The sequence below is a fragment of the Sutterella wadsworthensis 2_1_59BFAA genome (assembly GCF_000297775.1).
Lineage (GTDB): Bacteria > Pseudomonadota > Gammaproteobacteria > Burkholderiales > Burkholderiaceae_F > Sutterella > Sutterella wadsworthensis_A.
The window spans coordinates 155,350-177,343 of record NZ_JH815518.1 but is presented as its reverse complement, the minus strand read 5'-3'; the positions used below and the strand labels follow the sequence as shown (position 1 = coordinate 177,343).

At 58.2% G+C, this 21,994-nt stretch carries 14 protein-coding genes and 3 tRNA genes; 6 read left to right on the top strand and 11 right to left on the bottom strand.

Annotated features, from left to right (window positions below; all coding sequences use genetic code 11):
• Window positions 1-11: 11 nt before the first annotated feature.
• The 3 genes from HMPREF9465_RS09040 to HMPREF9465_RS12485 all read left to right on the top strand — a co-directional run bounded on the left by HMPREF9465_RS09040 (window position 12) and on the right by HMPREF9465_RS12485 (window position 4,952).
• Window positions 12-413 carry a hypothetical protein gene (locus HMPREF9465_RS09040; RefSeq protein WP_005436199.1) on the top strand — a complete coding sequence of 134 codons (402 nt, stop codon included), beginning with the start codon at window positions 12-14 and terminating at the stop codon, window positions 411-413.
• Between the two features lie 161 nt (window positions 414-574).
• Complete coding sequence (locus HMPREF9465_RS09035) at window positions 575-3,415, top strand: valine--tRNA ligase (protein WP_005436198.1); 2,841 nt, start codon at window positions 575-577, stop codon at window positions 3,413-3,415.
• A 451-nt stretch (window positions 3,416-3,866) separates the two neighbouring features.
• On the top strand, window positions 3,867-4,952 hold the full coding sequence (locus HMPREF9465_RS12485) for a glycosyltransferase family 2 protein (protein WP_005436197.1): 1,086 nt from the start codon (window positions 3,867-3,869) through the stop codon (window positions 4,950-4,952).
• A 116-nt stretch (window positions 4,953-5,068) separates the two neighbouring features.
• Here HMPREF9465_RS12485 and HMPREF9465_RS09025 read toward each other — a convergent pair whose 3' ends face one another.
• The 4 genes from HMPREF9465_RS09025 to argH all read right to left on the bottom strand — a co-directional run bounded on the left by HMPREF9465_RS09025 (window position 5,069) and on the right by argH (window position 9,917).
• A complete protein-coding gene (locus HMPREF9465_RS09025; RefSeq protein WP_147645308.1) occupies window positions 5,069-5,545 on the bottom strand; it encodes a glycosyltransferase family 25 protein in 477 nt (158 codons plus the stop codon).
• A gap of 78 nt (window positions 5,546-5,623) precedes the next feature.
• Window positions 5,624-6,667, bottom strand: a complete 1,044-nt coding sequence (locus HMPREF9465_RS09020; RefSeq protein ID WP_005436189.1) for a glycosyltransferase family 9 protein — start codon at window positions 6,665-6,667, stop codon at window positions 5,624-5,626.
• 133 nt (window positions 6,668-6,800) lie between these two features.
• The gene (locus HMPREF9465_RS09015) at window positions 6,801-8,306 is read right to left on the bottom strand and encodes an alanine/glycine:cation symporter family protein (protein ID WP_005436187.1); all 1,506 of its coding nucleotides are present in this window, start codon (window positions 8,304-8,306) and stop codon (window positions 6,801-6,803) included.
• 174 nt (window positions 8,307-8,480) lie between these two features.
• Window positions 8,481-9,917, bottom strand: a complete 1,437-nt coding sequence (gene argH / locus HMPREF9465_RS09010) for an argininosuccinate lyase (RefSeq protein WP_005436185.1) — start codon at window positions 9,915-9,917, stop codon at window positions 8,481-8,483.
• Between the two features lie 211 nt (window positions 9,918-10,128).
• On the opposite strand from argH, the gene HMPREF9465_RS09005 reads away from it, so the two are divergent.
• From HMPREF9465_RS09005 to HMPREF9465_RS08995, 3 genes are all read left to right on the top strand, one after another.
• Window positions 10,129-10,205: transfer RNA gene (locus tag HMPREF9465_RS09005), tRNA-Pro, on the top strand.
• Between the two features lie 30 nt (window positions 10,206-10,235).
• Window positions 10,236-10,312: transfer RNA gene (locus tag HMPREF9465_RS09000), tRNA-Arg, on the top strand.
• Window positions 10,313-10,328: 16 nt separating this feature from the next.
• Window positions 10,329-10,404, top strand: a tRNA-His gene (locus HMPREF9465_RS08995).
• Between the two features lie 50 nt (window positions 10,405-10,454).
• Here HMPREF9465_RS08995 and dnaE read toward each other — a convergent pair.
• The 7 genes from dnaE to rng form a co-directional block, all read right to left on the bottom strand.
• Window positions 10,455-13,883 carry a DNA polymerase III subunit alpha gene (gene dnaE / locus HMPREF9465_RS08990; protein ID WP_005436183.1) on the bottom strand — a complete coding sequence of 1,143 codons (3,429 nt, stop codon included), beginning with the start codon at window positions 13,881-13,883 and terminating at the stop codon, window positions 10,455-10,457.
• A 24-nt stretch (window positions 13,884-13,907) separates the two neighbouring features.
• Window positions 13,908-15,002 (bottom strand): FAD:protein FMN transferase, encoded by a 1,095-nt coding sequence (locus HMPREF9465_RS08985; protein WP_051009058.1) that lies wholly within the window; start codon window positions 15,000-15,002, stop codon window positions 13,908-13,910.
• Between the two features lie 90 nt (window positions 15,003-15,092).
• Complete coding sequence (locus HMPREF9465_RS08980) at window positions 15,093-17,168, bottom strand: glutamine--tRNA ligase (RefSeq protein ID WP_005436178.1); 2,076 nt, start codon at window positions 17,166-17,168, stop codon at window positions 15,093-15,095.
• Between the two features lie 70 nt (window positions 17,169-17,238).
• Window positions 17,239-18,066, bottom strand: coding sequence for a glycosyltransferase family 25 protein (locus tag HMPREF9465_RS08975; protein ID WP_005436176.1), 828 nt, complete (start codon window positions 18,064-18,066; stop codon window positions 17,239-17,241).
• Window positions 18,063-18,971 (bottom strand): NAD(P)-dependent oxidoreductase, encoded by a 909-nt coding sequence (locus HMPREF9465_RS08970; protein ID WP_005436174.1) that lies wholly within the window; start codon window positions 18,969-18,971, stop codon window positions 18,063-18,065. Before HMPREF9465_RS08970 ends, HMPREF9465_RS08975 begins: the two co-directional genes overlap by 4 nt.
• A gap of 23 nt (window positions 18,972-18,994) precedes the next feature.
• Entirely contained in the window at window positions 18,995-20,464 is a 1,470-nt protein-coding gene (sbcB, locus tag HMPREF9465_RS08965) for an exodeoxyribonuclease I (RefSeq protein ID WP_005436172.1), read from the bottom strand.
• Window positions 20,465-20,474: 10 nt separating this feature from the next.
• Window positions 20,475-21,935 (bottom strand): ribonuclease G, encoded by a 1,461-nt coding sequence (gene rng, locus HMPREF9465_RS08960; RefSeq protein ID WP_038007375.1) that lies wholly within the window; start codon window positions 21,933-21,935, stop codon window positions 20,475-20,477.
• Window positions 21,936-21,994: the final 59 nt, after the last annotated feature.

The following is a 21,994-nucleotide window of genomic DNA, read 5'->3' as shown; positions in this document are numbered from 1 at the left end:
GACCCATGCCCATGGAACGCAAGGAACCCGTCATCGACTCCCGTGCCGTCGACCTCACGGACCGCGTGAAGCTCACCTGGCGAGACGTCAGGACGCTGGCCGGCGAAGCGGCTGCTTCCACGCAGCCTCAGATCAGGGCGGACGAACCGCCTGCGCCAGAAGTGCTCACCGCCGAGACCGCCACATCTTCCGCCCGGCTCACGCCGGATGAGCGAGCGGCTATCACCGCACAGCTCGCTCCTGCCGTTGAAGCCGCCGTGAAGCATGCGCTGCGCGAGACGCTCGATCTGGCACTTCAGAACGCACTCGCACGCGTCAGAGGGGATGTCGAGCGCTCCGTGAACGGACTGGTCGCCGAGGCCGTTTCCCGAGAACTCGAGCGGCTTGACCTCGACAAGATCGCCCGCCGCTGATCCAGCGCACCATGGCCCGCCTGAAAAACTTCGGCGGGCTTTCTTTTCACCCCGCAATTCGTGCGACAATAACAGAATTTTCATACTGTCTGCCCAAGCGTCCCGGCTCAGGCCGAAGCTCGCCTCCTGCAGACTCCTCATCGTCCTTTTACTGGCTAACAATGACTGATACGAACACTCAGGAGCTCGCCAAGAGCTTTGATCCGGCCGCCATCGAAGCGCGTTGGTACCCGATCTGGGAGGAACGCGGCTACTTCAAGGCCGGTCTCGACCCGAAGAAGCCGAGCTTTTCCATTCAGCTTCCGCCGCCCAACATCACAGGCATTCTGCACATGGGGCATGCCTTCAATCAGACGGTCATGGATACGCTTACGCGCTATCACCGCATGGCCGGCTACAACACCGTCTGGATTCCGGGCACGGACCATGCCGGCATCGCCACGCAGATCGTCGTCGAGCGCAAGCTTGAAAAGCAGGGCATTGACTACAAGTCCCTGACGCGCGAACAGTTCATTGAAAAAGTCTGGGAATGGCAGAAGTTCTCGGGCGGCACGATTCTCAACCAGATGCGCCGCATCGGCGACAGCGTCGACTGGGACCGCACCTACTTCACGATGGACGAAAAGCTCTCCAAGGTCGTGATTGAAACCTTCGTTCGTCTTTATGAGGAGGGCCTCATCTACCGCGGCAACCGCCTCGTCAACTGGGACCCGAAGCTTCAGTCCGCCGTCTCCGACCTTGAAGTCGAAAGCGCCGAGGAAAACGGCCACATGTGGGAGATCCGCTATCCTGCCGCCGACGGCACGGAAGGCGTCGTCGTTGCCACGACCCGTCCCGAAACGCTTTTCGGCGACCAGGCCGTCGCCGTCAATCCAGAGGACGAGCGCTACACTGCGCTGGTCGGCAAGGAACTCGTCCTGCCGCTCACCGGCCGCACGATCCCCGTCATCGCCGACAGCTACGTGGACCGCGAATTCGGCTCGGGCTGCGTGAAGATCACGCCCGCCCACGACTTCAACGACTTTGAAGTCGGCCGCCGTCACAATCTCGCAATGCTCAACGTGCTGACGAAGACCGCCCGCATGAATGACAACGTGCCCGAAAAGTACCGCGGCATGGACCGCTACGAGTGCCGCAAGGCCGTGGTCGAGGACCTCAAGGCCGCAGGCCTTCTCATCGGCATCAAGGAACACCGCCACATGGTTCCTCGCGTCACACGCACGGGCGAGATCGTCGAGCCGATGCTCTCCGACCAGTGGTACATGGCTATGAGCAAACCCGCTCCCGAAGGCACCCTCTATCCGGGCAAGTCCATCGGCGAAGTCGGCCTGGAAGCCGTCGAATCCGGTGAAGTCAACATCTTCCCGAAGGAATGGCGCGGCGTCTACCGCCAGTGGCTCGAGAACATTCAGGACTGGTGCATTTCCCGCCAGCTTCTCTGGGGCCATCAGATTCCCGCCTGGTACGACGAAGCCGGCAACGTCTATGTCGCCCGTAGCGAGGAAGAGGCTCAGAAGCAGGCAGGCGAAGGCGTGAAGCTCACGCGCGACGCCGACGTGCTCGACACTTGGTTCTCCTCCGCCCTCGTCCCCTTCTCCACGCTCGGCTGGCCCGAGCCGCAGGGCAACGACCGCACGGCCTACGACCTCTACCTGCCGAGTACCGTGCTCGTCACCGGCTACGACATCATCTTCTTCTGGGTCGCTCGCATGGTCATGATGACCAAGCACTTCACGGGCCGCGTGCCGTTCCACAACGTGTACATCCACGGTCTCGTGCGCGATGCCGAAGGCAAGAAGATGTCCAAGTCCGAAGGCAACACGCTCGACCCGCTCGACATCATTCAGGGCATCGGTCTTGAAGACCTCGTGAAGAAGAACACGATGGGCCTGCGCCAGCCCGAAAAGGCCCCGCAGGTTGAAAAGAAGCTTCGCAAGAACTATCCGGAAGGCATCGCCGCCCACGGCGCGGACGCCCTCCGCTTCACGATGGCCGCCTATGCTACGCTCGGCCGCAACGTCAACTTCGACCTCAAGCGCGCCGAAGGCTACCGCAACTTCTGCACGAAGCTCTGGAACGCCACCCGCTTTGTGCTGATGAACGTCGAAGGTCAGGACTGCGGCATCGGCGCCACTGCGAATGAACCGATGACGTTCTCCTTCGTCGACCGCTGGATCCTGAGCGAGCTCGAAAAGACCGTCCGTGACGTTCGTCAGGCCTATGCCGACTATCGTCTCGACGTTGCCGCCAACGCCATCTACTCCTTCGTCTGGAACGAGTACTGCGACTGGTACCTTGAGCTCACCAAAGTCCAGCTCAAGGGCGACGAAGCGTCCTGCCGCGCCACGCGTCACACGCTCGTGACGGTGCTCGAAACGGTTCTGCGCCTCGCCCATCCGATCATTCCGTTCATCACGGAAGAACTCTGGCAGAAGGTCTCCGTCATCGCAGGCACCCGCGCCGAAGATGAGGAAACCTCCGTCATGGTGCAGGCCTACCCCACCTTTGACGAAGCCCGCCTTGATGCTGAAGCCGAAGCCCGCATGAACGCGGTCAAGGCCATGATCGATGCCGTGCGCAACCTGCGCAGCGAAATGCAACTTCCGCCCGCCAAGCGCATCCCGCTCGTCATCGCAGGTCCCGAAGCACAGTGCCTCGAAGCCGCCCCGTACATTCAGTCCCTCGCCCGCCTTGAGGCCGTCGAGCACGTTGAGGACATGACCGGTGCAAACGAAGGCTCGATCGCTCCCGTGGCCATCGTCGGAGACTTCAAGCTGATGCTCAAGGTTGAAATCGACCTCGCCGCCGAACGCGACCGTCTCACGAAGGAAGTCACCCGCCTCGAAGGCGAAGTCGCCAAGTGCGAAGCCAAACTTGGCAACGAACGCTTTGTTGCCCGCGCCCCGGCTCAGGTGGTCGAAACGGAAAAGAAGCGTCTTGCCGACTTCACCGCTCTGCTTGCCAAGGTTCGCGAACAGCTCAATCGTCTGCCGCAGGCCTGATGACACCTCGTCATTGACCACAAGAGTTTTGGCCTTTCGCGGTTTCATGGGGGGAATTCCCGCGCGGAATCGAATCGTCAAGCTGTCGTGGAATAGCGCAGGCCGTTAGGTCGAGCATATGCCGCGAAAGCAGATTGACGAGGTGATTCAGCGCAAATAGCCTGTGGTTCGGGGAAAGCAAGAGCGTTAACGCCCGCCTTTCCCTCGAGCCACGTGGCGGCGAACGCCGGGATGTCGGGGGCGGAGCCCCTGACGGCATGATTCCACTTAGCCATGCACTTACCCACTCAAAGCTGCGAAGAGCCAAACAAAAGCCTTCGAGGGAATTGAGGCTCCCTTGAAGGCTTATTAAAAATTCAGGTTAGGGGGCGTACTGTGATAAAGTTATGTGCACGTACCCTGCTCATGGTTGATCCAACAACCGTGAGCCTTTTTCGCATTCATATTAAATATGCATCAAAACGGCACTCCCCAACCCAACCACTTTTTTGATCAGCAGAGAACTGCAAAAGTAGCCGTTGTCCTCCCTGTATACAACACGGCACGCTATCTCCGGGAATGTCTCGACTCCATCCTCGCCCAGAGCTACAAGGATTTCGTCGTTTTTGCTGTAGACGACGGCTCCACCGATACTTCGGGTCAGATTCTTAATGAATATACCGCAAAGGACGAACGAATCGTTACCTTCCACAAAAAGAACGGTGGCGTGTCCTCCGCCCGAAACGTTGCGCTCGATGCTATAGAGAATGAAGGCTCATTCGATTACATCGCTTTCGTTGATAGCGATGATCTTGTTAAAGAGAACTTCCTTGAGCTGTACGTAACGCACCTATCCGCAAACTGCGCAGACTATGCTGTATGCGGCTGGGAGCCTTTTGATAAAAGGAGCCTTTTGATAAAAAAGGGCTTTTGCGGGGAGGATCACCTACCTCCGAAGGTCATAGACCGAAACGGCGCGTTTCATCACGCCTACGGCACGGGCGACTGGGATGGAATCAAAAGTAACGCCTTCTCGTATTTTCTTTCGAACCGATGCTTTTCTACGGAGAGCATCAAAGGCGAGCGCTTTGACGTATCGATGCCCAAAGGCGAAGACCAGGATTTCCTAATTCGCGCCTTGCTTCACGTCAAAAAAGGCGTCGTTATCAGTGACATCGTCTACATGTACCGCATGAGAGCATCGTCCCTTTCGCACGATAACTCGCTTTGCGTTGATTACATGGAGCTTTTCGTAGCTCTGATGAAGAAGGCAAAATTGTATCCAGAATCCGCCAGAACGGGGCTTGAGCGTCGAGCGCTTGATTGTTGGTGGCAAGCGATAAAACTCGCCATGTCGACAGGCACGTACAAAAAGAACAAAGCTAGATTCGTCAAGGCCTACAACTGCCTCAAGTCGCTCGAATACCACTCCGAATTACCGAAGAAACATCAGAAGCGCCTTCGCCTCTTTTCGCTCGGCGATCTTTTCCTAAAGCTGTACTTCTCGGTTCGATACAACATAAACAAGGATGACGAACTAAGAAACGCCTTTGAGTAATTGAAAAAGCCCGTGGAACTCCGGGCTTTTTCACATTCAGCCGCATCAATCCCTGACTGCGTAGGCAGCCGATTCGCGGTGCATCAGATATGCAAAACTACACAGTGGAGTAGGATTTAAGATCCTACATAGTTCCGTATCGCGAACAGGATAGCAGCAAACGATTGATGTGAACCGTGAAGCTGAATAACGCGTACTCCTTCTGGAATCCATTCTGAAGACGTCGCAAACAACTTGAAGCGAGGCGACAGAACTATATCGTCCTCCATGATCACCCCCCATTCACAGCCGCTTTTGACGAGCTTCTTCCAACAGGCCGTATGCGACAAAAAGCACGCTATTTCATTTGGCCACAACGCCTTTCTGAAGACAAACTTCTCGGGAGCGTCATAGGGAGCCTCCAATCGGGAAAGTTCCTCTTGAGCCAGCTTTCGTCCGTCAACAGCTGGAAGACGCTCAAAATGGAGGTCTCGAGCAACGAGCTGTTGAGAAATCGACCTCATACGCTCTGGAGATCGGTCGAGATTAATGACCAACCTGAGAATCCCATTATTTGTCACGACATCATTCCCAACCATGTGACGATCACCCACTCCAAACACTCCATAATCCAAGACTCTGAATCGCCTTTTCTTTCTTCTCACCTCTCAAAGTGAAGTAAAACAGCCTGCTTAAGCCACTACCTCAAGCTCCTTCAGAGCGTCCCAGACTTCATCTACCGTCAGTTCATTCAGGCAATCCGAATGACTGTCACGACGATTTAGGCAACCCATTCCCCCCTGACACTTGCAGTGTTTTTTGAGAAGGATGACATTGCCTCGCCGCTGTGGCACGCCGTCATTCCGAGAATCAAATGGCTTTGTCTGCCCCCTGCCCCAAGGCCCCCATGCTGTAGGATCGCTAGGTCCGAACAGCGTAACAATAGGCACCCCCGTAGACGAAGCCACATGCGTAGTACCCGTATCGGGTCCAACAAACCCCTTCGAGCGTGCTATCAGTTCCGCTGTCTGGCCAAAGCTCAATTTCCCCGCAAGAATGACAGCGTCGGCTCCCTCAGGAACAATGTCCCGAATTGCCGCCAGTTCACTTGCATTGTTTCCTCCCGTCAAAACAACCTTCACACCCGCGTCGTTCAAACGCCTGACAAGAGCACTCCAATTATTCGAAGACCAAGCCTTGTAGGCATATCGCGGCATGGGATGCACTACTACGTACGGCCTGTCAAAACAAGCCTCAGCGGGCAACTGTGCATGCGGTTGCGGCACATAAGGAGCCTTTGCGGGCTCGGCTCCTGTTGCCGTAAGAAGCGAATCAAACTGAAGGATCTTCGGTCCAGAAACCTCCTGCACATGTTTCGTGAGAAGCAGCTTTTTCCACCAGTTGCGCTTGGTGAACCCCGGCGTAAAACCGATGCGCTCCCTAGCCATGAAAAAGCCGTAGAGTCCCGGCCTGGTACCGGTTTGCGTTACAAACGCCAGGTCATAATCATTCCAATGAGCAGCCATCCACCGGAACTGCTCCCATTTATCAGGCCGCTCCGGCACAGTCAGAATCTCATCGATTGTTTCAATGCCTTCGAGCACCCCTTCAACGCTGTCAAACACAAGATACGTGATGTGTGCATCCGGCCAAAGCTCACGGATGCGTACGGACAGTGAGGCCGAAATCAGCGCATCACCGAAATAACGGAAATTGATGACCAGTATCTTCTTCATCAGTCGTCTCTCCTGACGTCTTTCAAATGAGGAAATAGTCATTGCTCATTAGAACACAAGGACGGATGCCTTTCCATGGCTGAAATCACTCAACCACCTCGAGAAGATCAGTACAAAAGCATCCGCCTCAAACTCAAACCGGGTTCTTGGGGTCCAGCCCTGTCAAGTTGTCCACACCAGACTCTTCCTCCACGGCCAGATTGTCTTCGGCGCGATTGCCTTCCCAGTAGGTCGCATTGGCAATGCCGAGCTGCTCGGGATGGAACACGGGATTGAGCCCGTCCTTAAGCTGGCGCTCGTAGTCCTTAAGCGCAATGAAGGCGGGCTTTTGCAAAAGCATGATGGCAATGAGGTTGAGCCACGCCATCGTACCGACACCCACGTCCGCCATGGTCCAGATGAGCGTGGACGAATTGATGGCGCCAAAGGCAACCGTGCCGATGAAGATCGCCTTGCAGGCCGACATGAGCACGGGCTTCCTGATGTAGCGGTTGAGATAGGCCATGTTCGTCTCGGCCATATAGTAGTAACCAAGAATCGTCGTGAAGGCAAAAAAGAAAATCGTGATGGCGATGAAGGGACCGCCCCAGCCGGGCATCAGCTGATCAATGGCCGCCTGCGTATACACAGGCCCGGCTTCGACACCCTTGAGACCTTCAAAGATCATGGAGCCGTCAGGAGCCTGCATGTTGTAGCAGCCCGTCATCAGGATCATGAAGCCAGTGGCCGAACAGACGAAAAGTGTGTCGATGTAGACCGAGAAGGCCTGCACAAGCCCCTGCTTGGCCGGGTGAGAAACAGCTGCTGCCGACGAAGCGTGCGGGCCCGTACCCTGACCTGCCTCGTTGGAATAGATGCCGCGCTTGACGCCCCAGGCAATCGCAGCACCCAGCATGCCGCCCGTCAGGGAGTCAAAACCGAAGGCACTGTTGACAATCAGCGTCATCACGGCAGGAATCTGCTCCCAGTTGACACCGACGATGATGAGCGCTACGACGATGTAGGCCTGAGCCATGAAGGGCACGACCCAGGACGTAAAGGTGGCGATGCGACGCAGACCACCGACAATCACAAAGCAGGTGATGGAGGCAACGATGGCAGCCGTCACTTCAGCATCAAGACCAAAGGCCTCGTTCCAGGCAAGCGCGATCGAATTGCTCTGCACGCCGGGGCAGAAGAAGCACGAAGCAAGAATCGTAACGATCGCGAACGCCCAGGCATAGGCCTTGAGCTTCAGGCCTCGTTCAATGTAAAAGGCGGGGCCGCCGCGATACTGGCCCTCAATGCGCTCCTTGTAGATCTGACCGAGCGTCGACTCCACAAAGGCGGATGACGCTCCCAGAAAGGCCACCACCCACATCCAGAAAAGCGCGCCGGGACCGCCAAAGCAGATGGCCGTCGCCACGCCTGCGATGTTGCCTGTACCGACACGACCTGCGAGTGTCAGAGAAAGTGCCTGAAAGCTGGAGAGGCCGATCTCGTCCTCCTTCTTCTGAAAAAGAAGGCGCCACATTTCGGGGATCAGGCGAAGCTGAACAAAACGGGATCTGATTGAGAAAAACAGACCAGCGCCCAGACAAAAGGCCACCAGAGCGGGCGACCAGATGACGGCGTTCAAGGTGTGGATGAAGTCTTCCATGCTGATTACTTGCTGTGCGAATGGTTGAGGAACACCGGCACCGTCGGGGCATGCGTTCCGGGTATTGCGTCTTGCGACGCCGAGAGAACAGAAGAGCCCGAAACTTCGGGCTCTTCTTTGGGGGATGCCCCGGACTAAAACCCGGTCAGCCCTTGGGCATCCTTGCTTTCAGGCTCAGGCAGCCTTGGCGGCGCGCTCGGAGATGATCGCCTCCCAGCGTTCGACCTGCTTCGCAACCTGAGCGGGAGCGGTGCCGCCGAGATGGTTGCGAGCGTTGACGGAGCCTTCGAGCTTGAGGACTTCGTAGACGTCCTCTTCAATCGCGGGACTGAAGCTCTTGAGCACATCGAGCGGAAGGTCTTCAAGACCACAGCCGCGTTCGGAGGCGGCGCGAACCGTCTGACCGACGATGTCATGGGCCGTACGGAACGGCGTGCCGTGACGGACGAGGTAGTCGGCAAGGTCGGTGGCCGTCGGATAGCCGGCCTGAGCAGCGTGATGCATGGCATCGGCCTGCGGTTCGACGCCGGCCATCATGTCGCAGAAGGCACGGAGCGTGTCCTTGACCGTGTCGATCGCATCAAACACGGGTTCCTTGTCTTCCTGAAAGTCCTTGTTGTAGGCAAGCGGCGTGCCCTTCATGAGGGTCAGCATGGCGATCAGGTCGCCGTAGACGCGACCGGCCTTGCCGCGAGCCGTTTCAGGAACGTCAGGATTCTTCTTCTGCGGCATGATCGAGCTGCCCGTCGTGAACCGGTCGGGAAGCTTGATGAAGGCGAAGCGCTGGCTCATCCAGATCACAAGCTCTTCGGAGAGACGGGAGATGTGCATCATCAGAACGGCGGCGGCCGAGCAGAATTCGATGGCGAAGTCGCGGTCAGAAACGGCGTCGAGCGAATTCTGGGCAACAGCTTCGAAGCCGAGCAGGCTTGCGGAGTACTCGCGGTCGATCGGATAGGTCGTGCCGGCCAGAGCGGCGGCACCAAGCGGGCTACGGTTGACGCGACGACGAAGGTCAAGCATGCGCTCACGGTCACGCTCAAACATTTCAACATAAGCCAGCATGTGGTGACCGAAGGTCACGGGCTGGGCGACCTGCATGTGGGTGAAGCCCGGCATGATGAGGCCAGCGTGCTGCTTGGCCTGATGCACCATGACTTCCTGAAGGTGTTCGAGGCGGGCGACGATCACGTCGATTTCACTGCGCAGATACAGACGGATGTCGGTGGCCACCTGGTCGTTGCGGGAGCGACCGGTGTGCAGACGCTTGCCGGCGTCGCCGATGAGAGCCGTCAGACGAGCCTCAATATTGAGATGCACATCTTCGAGCTCAAGCTGCCATTCGAAGGCGCCGGAGGTGATTTCCTCACGGATCTGAGCCATGCCGCGACGGATGTCGGCGAGGTCCTGTTCGGTGATCACGCCAACCTTGGCGAGCATGGCCGCATGAGCCAACGAGCCGTCGATGTCGGCCATGGCCATGCGCTTGTCAAAGTCGACGCTGGCCGTATAGCGAAGCACAAAAGCATCCACGGGTTCCGAGAAGCGGCCGGACCAGGCCTTCTTCTTGGCATGCAGCGGATCGTTGGAGTTGTCGTGTTCTTGCGTCATTGTTTGTCCCTTTTTTCCTATAAAAAGAGGAGAGAGTCTCCTACGCGTCATTGTACCGTTTTAGCAGATGCCGCACACTGCACCCAGCGGGTCCGCAGACCGAGCGGGAACCCTGACGATGAGAAGTCCAGCCCCTTGAACAGGACCGGCAGGCCCGCTGTTTTTTTCCTGTTGCATTTTTTCTTTTTTCGTGTAGAATTCGACTTCTACCCGGGGTGTAGCGCAGTCTGGTAGCGCGCCTGCTTTGGGAGCAGGATGTCGGGAGTTCGAATCTCTTCACCCCGACCAGTTTCCAGACATGCATGGACACCAATCGATCTGCCCGTAGCTCAGTTGGATAGAGCACCTGCCTTCTAAGCAGGTGGTCGCAGGTTCGATCCCTGCCGGGCAGGCCACAAAATTCGAATTCTGGTGGGAATAGCTCAGTTGGTAGAGTCCCGGATTGTGATTCCGGTTGTCGTGGGTTCGAGTCCCATTTCCCACCCCAGAACAAATCCCGCACGGTTTCGCCGTGCGGGATTTTTTTCATTTCAGCCGTCAGTATTCGATTTCCGTGCCCGTAACTTCGCCGCTGTTGCGAAGTTCCATTCGCAGTTCATCCACATTGCCGACCGTAAAGGGCAGATACATGCGGCCGCTCGCCTTCTTTGTACGAATGTCAAGCGCCACCGTCACGCCCGTATCGCGTTCCGATCCCCTCAGAATGCTCTCGATGCGCCTGACGTCATGCTTGACGCGACCGTCAATGTCCACACGCAGGCAGGACGCCGCCATGGAGCGGAATTCATCAAGCGACATGGCGTTCTCCACATTGACCGACATGCGCTTGCTGAACTCGTCATAGCGAACGCGCCCCTCGATGCAGACGACATCGTCCGACGCAAACTTGTTCTTGAGCTTCTCCCAAGCTTCGGAGAAGCAGACCACCTCCAGCACTGCCGTGCCGTCGTCGAGCTGAACGACACCCATGCGACCGCGCTTGCCCTGGACGACACGAACGTTCGTGACCACGCCCGCCAGCTTCACGCTGTCGCGGCTCGGCTGAATCTGTCCGAGGGCCAGCGACGTATAGTGAGCCACCTCGTGCTGATAGAGCTCGTACGGATGACCGGAAAGCCAGAAGCCGAGTGCCCCCTTCTCTTCCTTGAGCTTTCGGCGTTCGGACCAGGACGGCGCCTCCACCCAGTTGACGATGCGCTTGACCTGCACATCGTCTGCAAAGAGGCTGTCCTGCCCCTCGCTGGCCGCCACAGCCTGACCGGCCGTCATGGCCTGCGAAACGTTTCCGAACAGGAAGCCTCGGTCAGGATTGAGCGAGTCAAAGGCGCCCACACGAATGAGTCCCTCGAGGTTGCGGGAATTCAAGCCCGAAACACGCGCCGTCACGTCGAACAGGTCGGTGAAGGGGCCGTCCTTGATGCGAGTCGCCATCATGTCCTCAACCTGCTGCCTGCCCAGTCCCTTGACGCCGCCAAGACCGAAGCGAATGTGCTTTTCGTCGGGCGCCGTGAAGAACCAGTCGGAGAGGTTGATGTCGGGCGGCAGAATTTCGATGCCATTGGCACGGGCATCATCCAGAAGCGCCTTCATCTTGTCGCCCTGGTCCATCACCATGCAGAGGTTGGCCGCCATGAAGCAGGACGTGAAGTGCGTCTTGAGGTAGGCCGTCTGATAGGCGACATAGGAATAGGCCGCAGCATGCGACTTGTTGAAGCCGTAACCCGCGAACTTTTCCATCAGGTTGAAGATTTCGGTTGCAACCGACTCCTTCACGCCGCGCTCGCCTGCGCCCTTCACGAAGACCGCACGCTGGCGCTTCATCTCCTCGACGTTCTTCTTGCCCATGGCGCGGCGCAGAAGGTCGGCGCCGCCCAGCGAATAACCGCCCACCACCTGGGCCACACGCATCACCTGTTCCTGATACACCATGATGCCGTAGGTTTCGGAAAGCACGGGCGCCATGCGCTCGTCCAAATACTCCACCTTCTCCCGCCCGAACTTTCGGGCGATGAAGGACGGAATCAGGTCCATCGGGCCAGGGCGATAAAGTGCGTTCAAGGCCACCAGATCCTCGAGACGGTCGGGACGCGCCTGACGCAGCAGCTGACGCATGCCTTCCGATTCAAACTGGAAAACGGCGGCCGTATTGGCGTTCTGGAAGCAGCGGTAGGTCTCCTCGTCTGTGACGGGAATGCGCTCCAACTCGAATTCCCTTTCGGGATAGAGCTTGTCGATGTACTCCTTGCACTTCGCAAGGATGGAGAGCGTCGTAAGCCCCAGGAAGTCGAACTTCACGAGACCGACATTCTCCACGTCCTTCTTGTCGAACTGGCTGATCGTATTTTCGGGAGCGCCATCGGAGTTGTAGAGCGGACAGAAATCCGTAAGCGCCCCCGGAGCGATCAGCACGCCGCCCGCGTGCATGCCGAGGTTGCGGGTGATGCCCTCAAGCCCCTTGGCCACACGCATGAGTTCCTTGTACTCGTCGTCGCTCTCAATCGCCTCGCGGAACTCGGGCACCTCCTTGATGGCATCATCAAGCGTGACGTTCTTGCCGGGCTGCATCGGAATGAGCTTGGCCAGACGGTCCGCCTTCGAGAAGGGGACGTTGAGCACGCGTGCAACGTCACGCACGACGGCCTTGGCACCCAGCGTGCCGAAGGTCGCGATCTGACTCACGGCGTCCGCACCGTACGTCTCCTTCACGTATTCGATCGTGCGGTCGCGGTTGTACTGGCAGAAGTCCACGTCAAAGTCAGGCATGGACACGCGCTCAGGATTCAGGAAGCGTTCGAACAGAAGGTCGAACTTGAGCGGATCAAGGTCCGTAATGCCGAGCGAATAGGCGACAAGCGAACCTGCGCCCGAACCTCGTCCTGGGCCCACGGGCACGCCGTGGGTCTTCGACCAGTTGATGAAGTCCTGAACGATGAGGAAGTAGCCCGGAAACTGCATCTTCTTGATGATGCCGAGCTCATAGTCAAGGCGCTCCACGTATTCAGGGCGCTTGGCATCCCTCACCTTCTCGTCGTCATAAAGGAAGGCCAGACGCTTCTCCAGACCCTCACGGGAGAGATGGTCCATGTAGTCGTCCAGACTCATGCCGTCCGGCGTCGGGAAGAGCGGCAGCTGCGGTTTCGAAAGCACCCCGTCAAGATTGCAGCGCTTCGCGATGATGACGGAATTGGCCAGCGCGCTCGGAACGTCCTTGAAGAGCTCGCACATCTGCTCCTCGCTCTTCAGGTACTGCTCGCGCGTATAGCTCTTGTCGCGACGGGGGTCGGTGATCGTGAAGCCGCCCGCAATACAGCAGCGCACTTCGTGCGCCTCGAAGTCCTGCGGCTCGAGGAACTGAACGGGATGAGTCGCCACAACCGGAACGTCAAATCTGGAGGCCACCGTCACGAGGAAGGCATTCTGATTTTCGTCCTTCGGTCTGTTGGCACGCTGGAGTTCGATGTAGAGACGGTTCGGAAAGAGCTTCTTCCAACGTCCGACAATGCCGCCCGCCTGACGCTCGCTGCCCGTGTCAATGAGCTGCGACAGGCGTCCCTTGGGGCCGCCCGTCAGCGCGATGAGGCCGTCCGTGGCACCGGGCACATCAAGCCAGTCGTCACAGATCTGACCGCGATACGGATCCTGTCCCTCCAGAAACGCCTTGGTGAGCAGAACGCACAGGGAGTGGTACCCCGTGTGGTTCATGCAGTAGAACGTCATCCTGTAGGGATTGTCGGGGAACTTGTTGTTCTTGATCTTGACGTCGCAGCCAAGGATGGGCTTGAGACCGGCAGAGAGCGCATGCGTGTAAAAGCGCAGGCCGCCGAAGACGTTCATCAGGTCCGTAATGCCGAGCGCCACCCCGCCCATTTCAAGAGTCTTGTGAATGGCGGGGTCGATGCGCACGAGCCCGTCCGTGACGGAATACTCGGAGTGAAGACGAAGATGAACGAAACGGGGCTCAGTCATGACCTAAAACAATGCTCTGCAGGGTTACTTCAAAACGGTGAGTTTAACCGAGGGATCGGCGGACGTCACGGACGAAGCCGCCGCAGGCGTCATCACCGCCTGCTTCATGTCAGCGTGCATCACCAGTGCCTTCAGCTCGGAATGGGTGCGCAGGAAGGCCTCCGCTCGATCCCAGCCCATTGCAAAAAGGGCCGTGCAAAGCGCGTCCGCTCGCGCGCCGTCGCGATCAATGATCGTCACGGACGAAATGTCGGTCTTCGCAGGCCGCCCCGTCTTCGGATCCAGAATATGGGAGTAGCGCTTGCCGTTCTCCTCGAAGTAGCGTTCGTAGGCGCCTGACGTGATCACGCTTTCATCCTTCACCGAAGCCACGGCGAAATAACCGCCGCGGGACTCCGCGGGATGCTGGATGCCGATGCGCCAGGGGCGGCCATCCGACTTCTCGCCCACGGCAACGATGTTGCCGCCGAGATCGAGAACCCCACGCGTCATGCCTTCGTGCTTGAGAATGTCGGAGAGTCTCTGGCCGATGAAGCCCTTCGCAATGGCACCCATGTCGATGCTCTGTCCCTTGGCGATCTGCATCATGCATCGCCCGCCCTCGCGCCAGACGCGAACCTTGGAGCGGTCGACCTTGGACACCGCCTCGGCAATGGCCTCATCGGACGGCACGTGCTCGCCGCCGAAGCCGATCTTCCAGAGATTTACGACAGGGCCTATCATCGGCTCGAAGGCGCCGTTCGTCTCATCGGCAATGGCAAGCGCCTGCTTCGTCATGTCGGCGATTTCACAAGGCACTTCGACGGGCTCGCCAGCGCGGCGATTGACCTCATTGAGAGGGGTATCCTTGTGGACTGACATCAGATCGTCATAGTCCGTCACCTTGTCCTCGAAGACAATCGCGTAATGCTTGACAGCCTCCGGCGTAGCACCGAAGAGTTTCGCGTTGATGAGAGTGCCCATGTGAAGCGTATGACGCTCAAGAGCGTATTCCCGGGGCTCCGCAGTCTGAGAAGCCTCGGCGACCCCGCCTTCAGCCGAGAGAATCGGCGCAGCGGATGAAAGCCCCAGAGCCAGCAAAACGGCAGTCAGAGATGTTTTGAAACGTTTGGTTTTCATGATGTCAACAGAACAAAACACGAGGTGCCGAGACAACAAGGGGCGGAGCATCAGCCCCGCCCCTCTTCGGCAATCCGACGATTCAGGACATTACTTGCCCCAGGAATCCTTCAGGCCGACGGCCAGATTGAAGACAGGCTTTTCAGCCGTGTGATCCTCACGATCAGCCACGAAATAGCCGTTGCGCTCGAACTGGAACTTGTCGTCACGAGCGGCCGCAGCGGCTGCGGGCTCGACATAGGACGAAAGCACCGTCTTCGAATCGGGCGTGAGACGGTCAAGGAAGCTGCCCTCGCCTTCGTCCGGATGCGGCACGTTGAAGAGTCGGTCATAGACGCGGATTTCGGCAGGAACAGCCGTCTTTGCATCAAGCCAGTGGATCGTCGCCTTCGTCTTGACGGACATGGAGCCCTCTGAACCGGAGCGCGTCTCAGGGAGATACTCGGCATGAACCGCAGTCACGCGGCCGGACTCGTCCTTTTCGAACGAGGTCGGCACGATCACATAGCCGTAGCGCAGGCGAACGGGCTTGGCGGGCGTGCCGTCGGCAGGCACCGTCAAACGACGGAAACCCTTGGGCGGGACTTCGGCGAAGTCGCCTTCCTCGATCCACAGTTCGCGCGAGAACGAGATCCTGCGCGTGCCCATTTCGGGCTTCTGCGGATGATTGTTGGCCTCAAGCTCCTCGGTCTGACCTTCAGGATAGTTGTCGATGATGAGCTTGAGCGGGCGAAGCACGGCAACGCGGCGCTCGGCGCGCTCTTCAAGATCCTCACGCAGGCACTGTTCCAGCACGGAATAGTCGATCCAGCCGCCGGAGACCTTGGAGACGCCGCAACGTTCAGCAAAGTTCTGCAGGCTCTTTGGCGTAAAGCCGCGGCGACGCAGACCGACGATGGTCGGCATGCGGGGGTCGTCCCAGCCGTCGACATACTTTTCCTGCACGAGCTGAATGAGCTTGCGCTTGCTCACGACGACATACGTCAGATTCAGGCGGTTGAACTCATACTGATGCGAGAGCAGGAAGAAGTTCGGACGAACCACGTCGAGCGCCGCCTGCATGAGCGGTGTGAAGTTCTCGGGGAAGCAAAGCAGCGTAGCAAAGAACTGCGTGACCGTTTCGTCCTTGATCGTCTCGGGCAGGCCGTTCTCCCACGCCTGCATCAGACGGGCCACGGCCTCTTCGGGCAAGCTGCCGCCGAGCTTGGCGCGGCTTTCGAAGGCGGCCTTGACAAAGGCCATGGCGCGATTGTCCTCACCATCGGCCATCGCACGAATCACCTTGAGGGCCTCCTCGTACTGCGGCGTGCGCAGAAGCGGGATGATGCGCTCAAGAGCCCAGTTGTAGAACGCGCGCTGATCCTCGAACTCCAGCGTGCAGATGGAGTGCGTGATGTTTTCGAGCGAATCCTCGATCGGGTGCGCGAAGGTGTACATCGGATACACGCACCACTTGTCGCCCGTCGCATGATGATCGGCAAAGCGGATGCGGTAGATGGCAGGGTCGCGCAGATTGATGTTGGGGCTCGCCATGTCGATCTTGGCACGAACCACCATGGAGCCTTCGGGATGCTTGCCGTCGCGCATTTCATGGAAGAGCTTCAGATTCTCCTCAGGCGAGCGGTCGCGGTAGGGCGAATTCTTGCCTGGTTCCTTGAGCGTGCCGCGGCTTTCGCGCATTTCGTCTGCAGTCTGTTCATCCACATAGGCATAGCCCGTGCGGATCAGATGCTCGGCGAAGCGGAACATGTCGTCGAAGTACGAGCTCGCGAAGTAGAGGTTCGTTTCATTGCCGAACCTCCAGTCGAAGCCGAGCCAGCGGACGCTGTCCATGATGCCGTCGACGTATTCCTGATCCTCCTTGACGGGATTGGTGTCGTCAAAGCGCATGTGGCAGGCGCCGCCGTAGTCGCGGGCAAGGCCGAAGTTCAGACAGATGCTCTTGGCATGGCCGATGTGCAGATAGCCGTTGGGCTCCGGCGGGAAGCGCGTGCGGATGCGGGCCGCGTCGGGCTCGCCCTTTTCGAGCTGCTCGGCATAGGGCGCGGGATGCCCACACCAGAAGCGGGGCAGGTTGGCGCCGCGGGCCAGATCGTCGTCGATGATGTTTCGAATAAAGTTGGTGACCTGCGCTTCGGCGACAGGTGCTTCGGTTTCAGAAGACATTGATCTAATCCGAATTCAATGAAGGTAATTTGAGTATTGTAGCCTCAGTCAGGCCCCAATCAGGGCACGACTACGATTGAAACTCTGACCGAACCCAACTCAGGGCGTACTTTCTCATCAAGAGTCTGAGTTTGGTCCGTCTGGCCACCGAATAAAATCCTTTCAACAAATGTTGGCAGGCGTTGAGTCTGTCCTTGTTGCGCCCTCCCTCAATGGTTGAAGCCGCGCCAGCATCAACAGCAAGCCCCGGCAGAATCGTATAAATCTTTTTTTCTGTGGCAAAGCTGAATCTTGAATCAAACATGAACAGATCCACAGGAAGGCTCAGTTTTCCCGAGTGCTCCAGACACTCCCGAGCTGCAGCTTCCGTAATCACATAACAACCTGTCCCGTAGATTCTCCCTGCTGTTCTGCGTATTTCACGTCCCTCGACAAGTCCTACGGGCTTGCTCACAGGGTACGTATGCGTGGAGTTCGTAGGAAACAAGTTCAGCTTCACAAAATCTGCATCTGACGGAATCTGGTCTGCTGAAGACAAAATCTTGAAACAGTCATCCGCAAGAAGAATGTCATCCTCCAGAACAAACGCATGAGACAGTCGCTCGTCTACCACCTTCTGCCAAAACTCCCTATGCGAAAGAAAGCATCCGATCTCACCAGGGGTCAGCTCATGCGTAGTCCAATCCCAAAAGGGTCTTTCTCTCTGACGCCACTTCAGCAGTTCGCTTTCGGACAGCTTACGACCGTCAACAGCAGGAATTCGTTCAATAACCAGAGCTTCTCGTCTCCAACGTACGGGAGAGTCTGAAACTCTGACAAAGCCCGTCGCAAACAATCTACCTTCGACCTGCCTCAATCTGTCTTCTGAGGAATCCAAGTTAATCAAGAAGCCCTTCATTTCATCGTCCTGTTCAAACGTGTTATTAAGCTTGAAGTATCCCAGCGGGCACCACCCGCCTTCTGCACCTCTTCGTAGAAGCTGTCGACCATCCTCGTGACGGGAATCTCCGAGCCGTTGCGGGCTGCCTCATCCTTGACAATGCCAAGATCCTTGCGCATCCAGTCGACGGCGAACCCGAAGTCGAACTCACCCTTCACCATCGTCCTGCCACGGTTCACCATCTGCCAGGAAGATGCAGCTCCTGAACTCAGAGCCTCGATGACCTTCGGCATATCAAGCCCGGCATTCATGCCAAAGGCGATGGCTTCAGAGAGTCCCTGTACACAGCCTGCAATGCAGATCTGGTTGACCATCTTGGCGAGCTGACCTGAGCCAGATGGTCCGAAGTAGGTCACCGCGCCCGCATATGCGTCAAGCACGGGCTCGACGCTCCTGAATGCTGCTTCGCCTCCGCCGCAGAGCACTGTCAGGCACCCGTTTTCAGCGCCCGCCTGACCACCGGAGACAGGTGCGTCGATAAAGGCAATTCCCCTCTTTGCTCCTTCGGCCTCAAGCTCGCGCGCCACGGCGGCGCTTGCCGTCGTATGATCGACGAAGACCGTCCCCGGCTCCATGCCGGCAAACGCCCCCGTTTCTCCAAGCACGACGCTTCTCAGATCGTCGTCGTTGCCCACGCAGGCGAAGACGATACCTGCTCCGCGGACCGCTTCAGCCGGCGTCGCCGCCATGCGGCCTCCGAACGTCTCAACCCACTTCTCTGCCTTGGCCGTAGTACGGTTGTAGACACATACGTCATGTCCGGCAAGCTTCAGATGCCCCGCCATCGGAAATCCCATGACGCCTAGGCCGACAAACGCCACCTTGAGAGAGGGAACGCACGCATAAGTCTTGTCCATCTTCATAACCGCCTCCTTCTTCAACAGAGTCAGAACGCGCAGGCTTCACCCGCACGCTCGCCCCATTCGTAAAGCGCCTCCAACACGAGCTGCTTTTCTTCATCTTCCAAAGTGCTCTCCTGCAGGCGGTCGATTTCATCAAAATAGGCCGAAACGGTCAGAGCGCCGTCGGCTCCGTCCATCAATCTGGATCGGCAAAAAAACGTCCACTGGCTGCGTTCTTCATCATTGAGCGTCTCCTGCCAGTTTCGGGCACGGTAGCGCACGAGCAGCTGGTTGAAGCGCTCATCGTCAAAATGAATGCCGCCCTTCGCAAGACTCTCAGGCGTCATTCCGCGCACCCGAGCCATCATCTCCACATCATGTCCGCTGGCAAAGCCGCCGTCATAAAGTCCGAAGTCAACGTCCTTCGGCGCAGGCCTTTCACGCCTGCCCATCAGTCCGGCCAGCCTTCCCGCAATCACGTTGCCGAGCTCCTTGAAGCGCTCCCAGTTGGCAAGAATCTCCTGCGGCTTCACACCGAACCTGTCCATGCGCTCGGGAGAAAGCACCTTGAGGTTTGCGCAGACAAAGGGAGAGTTGTTCATCGCGAGCCTGTAGACCGGCAATGGCTCCTCGCCGTCCGCAAGGTCCTCCCTGCGGGCGAAAAGGCGTGACTTGATCTCTTCGTCGCTCAGCTTCGTCACGATCAGCGGATCCACGGACAAGTCCCACATCAGCGCGGAATTGCCGCTCTCGCCGGGGAACGGAATTCTGGCGGCTATGCGCAGAAAGCCTCTTGCCTGCCCGAACTTCGGAGAGATCCAGACGACAGGCCCCTTCGTCACGGCCGCCTTCACAGCCTCCCTGCTGCGGTTTTCCAGCGCCCACTTCCAAAGTCTGGGTTCCGTTTTGCGGATGAGCACCGCCAGTCCCAGCGTGGCCATTGCGTCACTCAAGGCCTCATGCGAATGTGCGTGCACGATCCCGTTGGCCTTGCTCAGACACTCCAGCCTGAAGCTGACGCTCCTTTCATCATTGCTTTCGGGGTCCACATCCTTTCTGAGCGGCCACTTGATGCCATCCCCCCGAAGCGCCCAGACGGCGCAGACAAGCGGGTACAGGTCCCAGCATGAACATCCGTTCCGGTGCTGATGGGAATACGGATCGAGAAAATTGCGCCAGAAAAGGAAGCGCGCGACCTCGTTGTCGAAGCCGGACGCGTTGTACCCGATGCTGATCGTTCCGGGCCTGTTGAGACGACTCCAGACTTCACCCGCAAACTTACTCTCGGGAATGCCCCTTTCCTCGCAGATCTGCGGCGTCATCCCCGTCAGAAGACAGCTCTCGGGGCTGGGCAGATAGTCTCCCGAAGGCCTGGAATAAAACACGTCCCCATCTCCCTGCGGATTAAGGTCCATGTCCGTCCGAATGCCTGCAAACTGCGCGGGCCTGTCCCTGCGGCAGTCGAGGCCGAAGGTTTCGAAGTCATACCAGTAGAAGGTAGTGCTTTCCGTCATGCGAAGGTCCTCAGGCGAGAATCACGTCAAACTGTTCCTGGGTGTAGCTCGGCTCCACCTCAAGATGCACAGGCTTTTCGACGAAGGCCTGCAGAAGCTCGAGCGCCTGCGACTCCTCCTCGAGCAGCATGTCGATGACGGTCTGGCTCGCCTGAATGTGAAACTCCTTCGTCTCCTGATACTGCTTGCAGAGCCTCACGATCTCACGCATGATCGAGTAGCAGACGGTGCGTGCCGTGCGGACCTCTCCCCTGCCGCCGCACATGGGACAAGGTTCGCAGAGGACGTGTGCAAGCGACTCGCGGGTGCGCTTTCGTGTCATCTCGACGAGGCCGAGCTCGGTGAAGTTGCTCACCGTCATGCGGGTGCGGTCGGTTGAGACCGAACGGCGAAGTTCGGCAAGAACCGCCTCGCGGTGCTCGTCGCAGCTCATGTCGATGAAGTCGACGATGATGATGCCGCCGAGATTTCTCAGGCGCAGCTGGCGCGCGATGGTCTGCGCAGCCTCGAGGTTCGTCTTGAAGACCGTGTCGCTGAAGTCACGCTTGCCGACGTAGCCGCCCGTATTGACGTCGATCGTCGTCATGGCCTCCGTCTGATCGAAGACCAGATAGCCGCCGCTCTTCAGGTCTACCCTGCGCTCAAGCGCATGCTCGATTTCGGTCTCAATGCCGTGCAACTCGAAAAGCGGCCTCTCGCCCCTGTAGAGGGTGAGCCTGTCCTTAGCCGCAGGCACAAAGCGGCTTGCAAAGTTCAGCAGGGCCTCGTAGTTCTCGCGGCTGTCGACCTCGACGGTCTGCGTGTCCTGATGAACCATGTCGCGGAGCACGCGCTGGGCAAGCGACAGATCCTGATAGAGGAGCTTCGGTCCGGTGCTTCGCCCTGCGAGCTCGTGAATGTCGGTCCACAGACGGCCGAGATAGGCCATGTCATCCTTGAACTCCTGCTCGGTCGCGCCCTCTTCGGCACTCGTGCGGATGATGTAGCCGCCCTTTTCGGTTTCAGGACGAAGCTCCGTCATCATGGCGCGAAGTGATTCGCGAAGTTCTGCGTCCTCAATGCGTTGGGAAACGCCGATGTGGTTGTCTCTGGGCAGATAGACGAGCTTGCGACCCGCGAGCGAAACGGTCGTCGTCAGTCTGGCGCCCTTGGTGCCGATGGGATCCTTTGCGACCTGCACCATGAGGGACTGGCCTTCGTGAAGGATCGTCTCGATGGGCGCGGGCTTCTCGCCCTCGCAATGCGCCTCCGCAATGTCGGCCACGTGAAGGAAGGCCGTTCGTTCGAGCCCCACGTCCACGAAGGCGCTCTGCATGCCGGGCAGCACACGGACGACCTTGCCGAGATAAACATTCCCCACGAGGCCGCGCGCACAGTCGCGCTCGATGAAGAGATCCTGAAGAACGCCATCCACTACAATGGCGACACGCACTTCACGGGGCGTGCAGTTGATGAGAATATGTTCCACGATGGCGGCTCCTTGCCTGCCTGCGACGTTGCGCTCAAAATTGACTGCTCACATTGTAGTGG

Coding starts and splice junctions, on each gene's coding strand:
- HMPREF9465_RS09040 (WP_005436199.1), top strand. CDS start 12: ATGGAACGCAAGGAACCCGTCATCGACTCCCGTGCCGTCGACCTCACG.
- HMPREF9465_RS09035 (WP_005436198.1), top strand. CDS start 575: ATGACTGATACGAACACTCAGGAGCTCGCCAAGAGCTTTGATCCGGCC.
- HMPREF9465_RS12485 (WP_005436197.1), top strand. CDS start 3,867: ATGCATCAAAACGGCACTCCCCAACCCAACCACTTTTTTGATCAGCAG.
- HMPREF9465_RS09020 (WP_005436189.1), bottom strand. CDS start 6,667: ATGAAGAAGATACTGGTCATCAATTTCCGTTATTTCGGTGATGCGCTG.
- HMPREF9465_RS09015 (WP_005436187.1), bottom strand. CDS start 8,306: ATGGAAGACTTCATCCACACCTTGAACGCCGTCATCTGGTCGCCCGCT.
- argH (WP_005436185.1), bottom strand. CDS start 9,917: ATGACGCAAGAACACGACAACTCCAACGATCCGCTGCATGCCAAGAAG.
- dnaE (WP_005436183.1), bottom strand. CDS start 13,883: ATGACTGAGCCCCGTTTCGTTCATCTTCGTCTTCACTCCGAGTATTCC.
- HMPREF9465_RS08985 (WP_051009058.1), bottom strand. CDS start 15,002: ATGAAAACCAAACGTTTCAAAACATCTCTGACTGCCGTTTTGCTGGCT.
- HMPREF9465_RS08980 (WP_005436178.1), bottom strand. CDS start 17,168: ATGTCTTCTGAAACCGAAGCACCTGTCGCCGAAGCGCAGGTCACCAAC.
- HMPREF9465_RS08975 (WP_005436176.1), bottom strand. CDS start 18,066: ATGAAGGGCTTCTTGATTAACTTGGATTCCTCAGAAGACAGATTGAGG.
- HMPREF9465_RS08970 (WP_005436174.1), bottom strand. CDS start 18,971: ATGAAGATGGACAAGACTTATGCGTGCGTTCCCTCTCTCAAGGTGGCG.
- sbcB (WP_005436172.1), bottom strand. CDS start 20,464: ATGACGGAAAGCACTACCTTCTACTGGTATGACTTCGAAACCTTCGGC.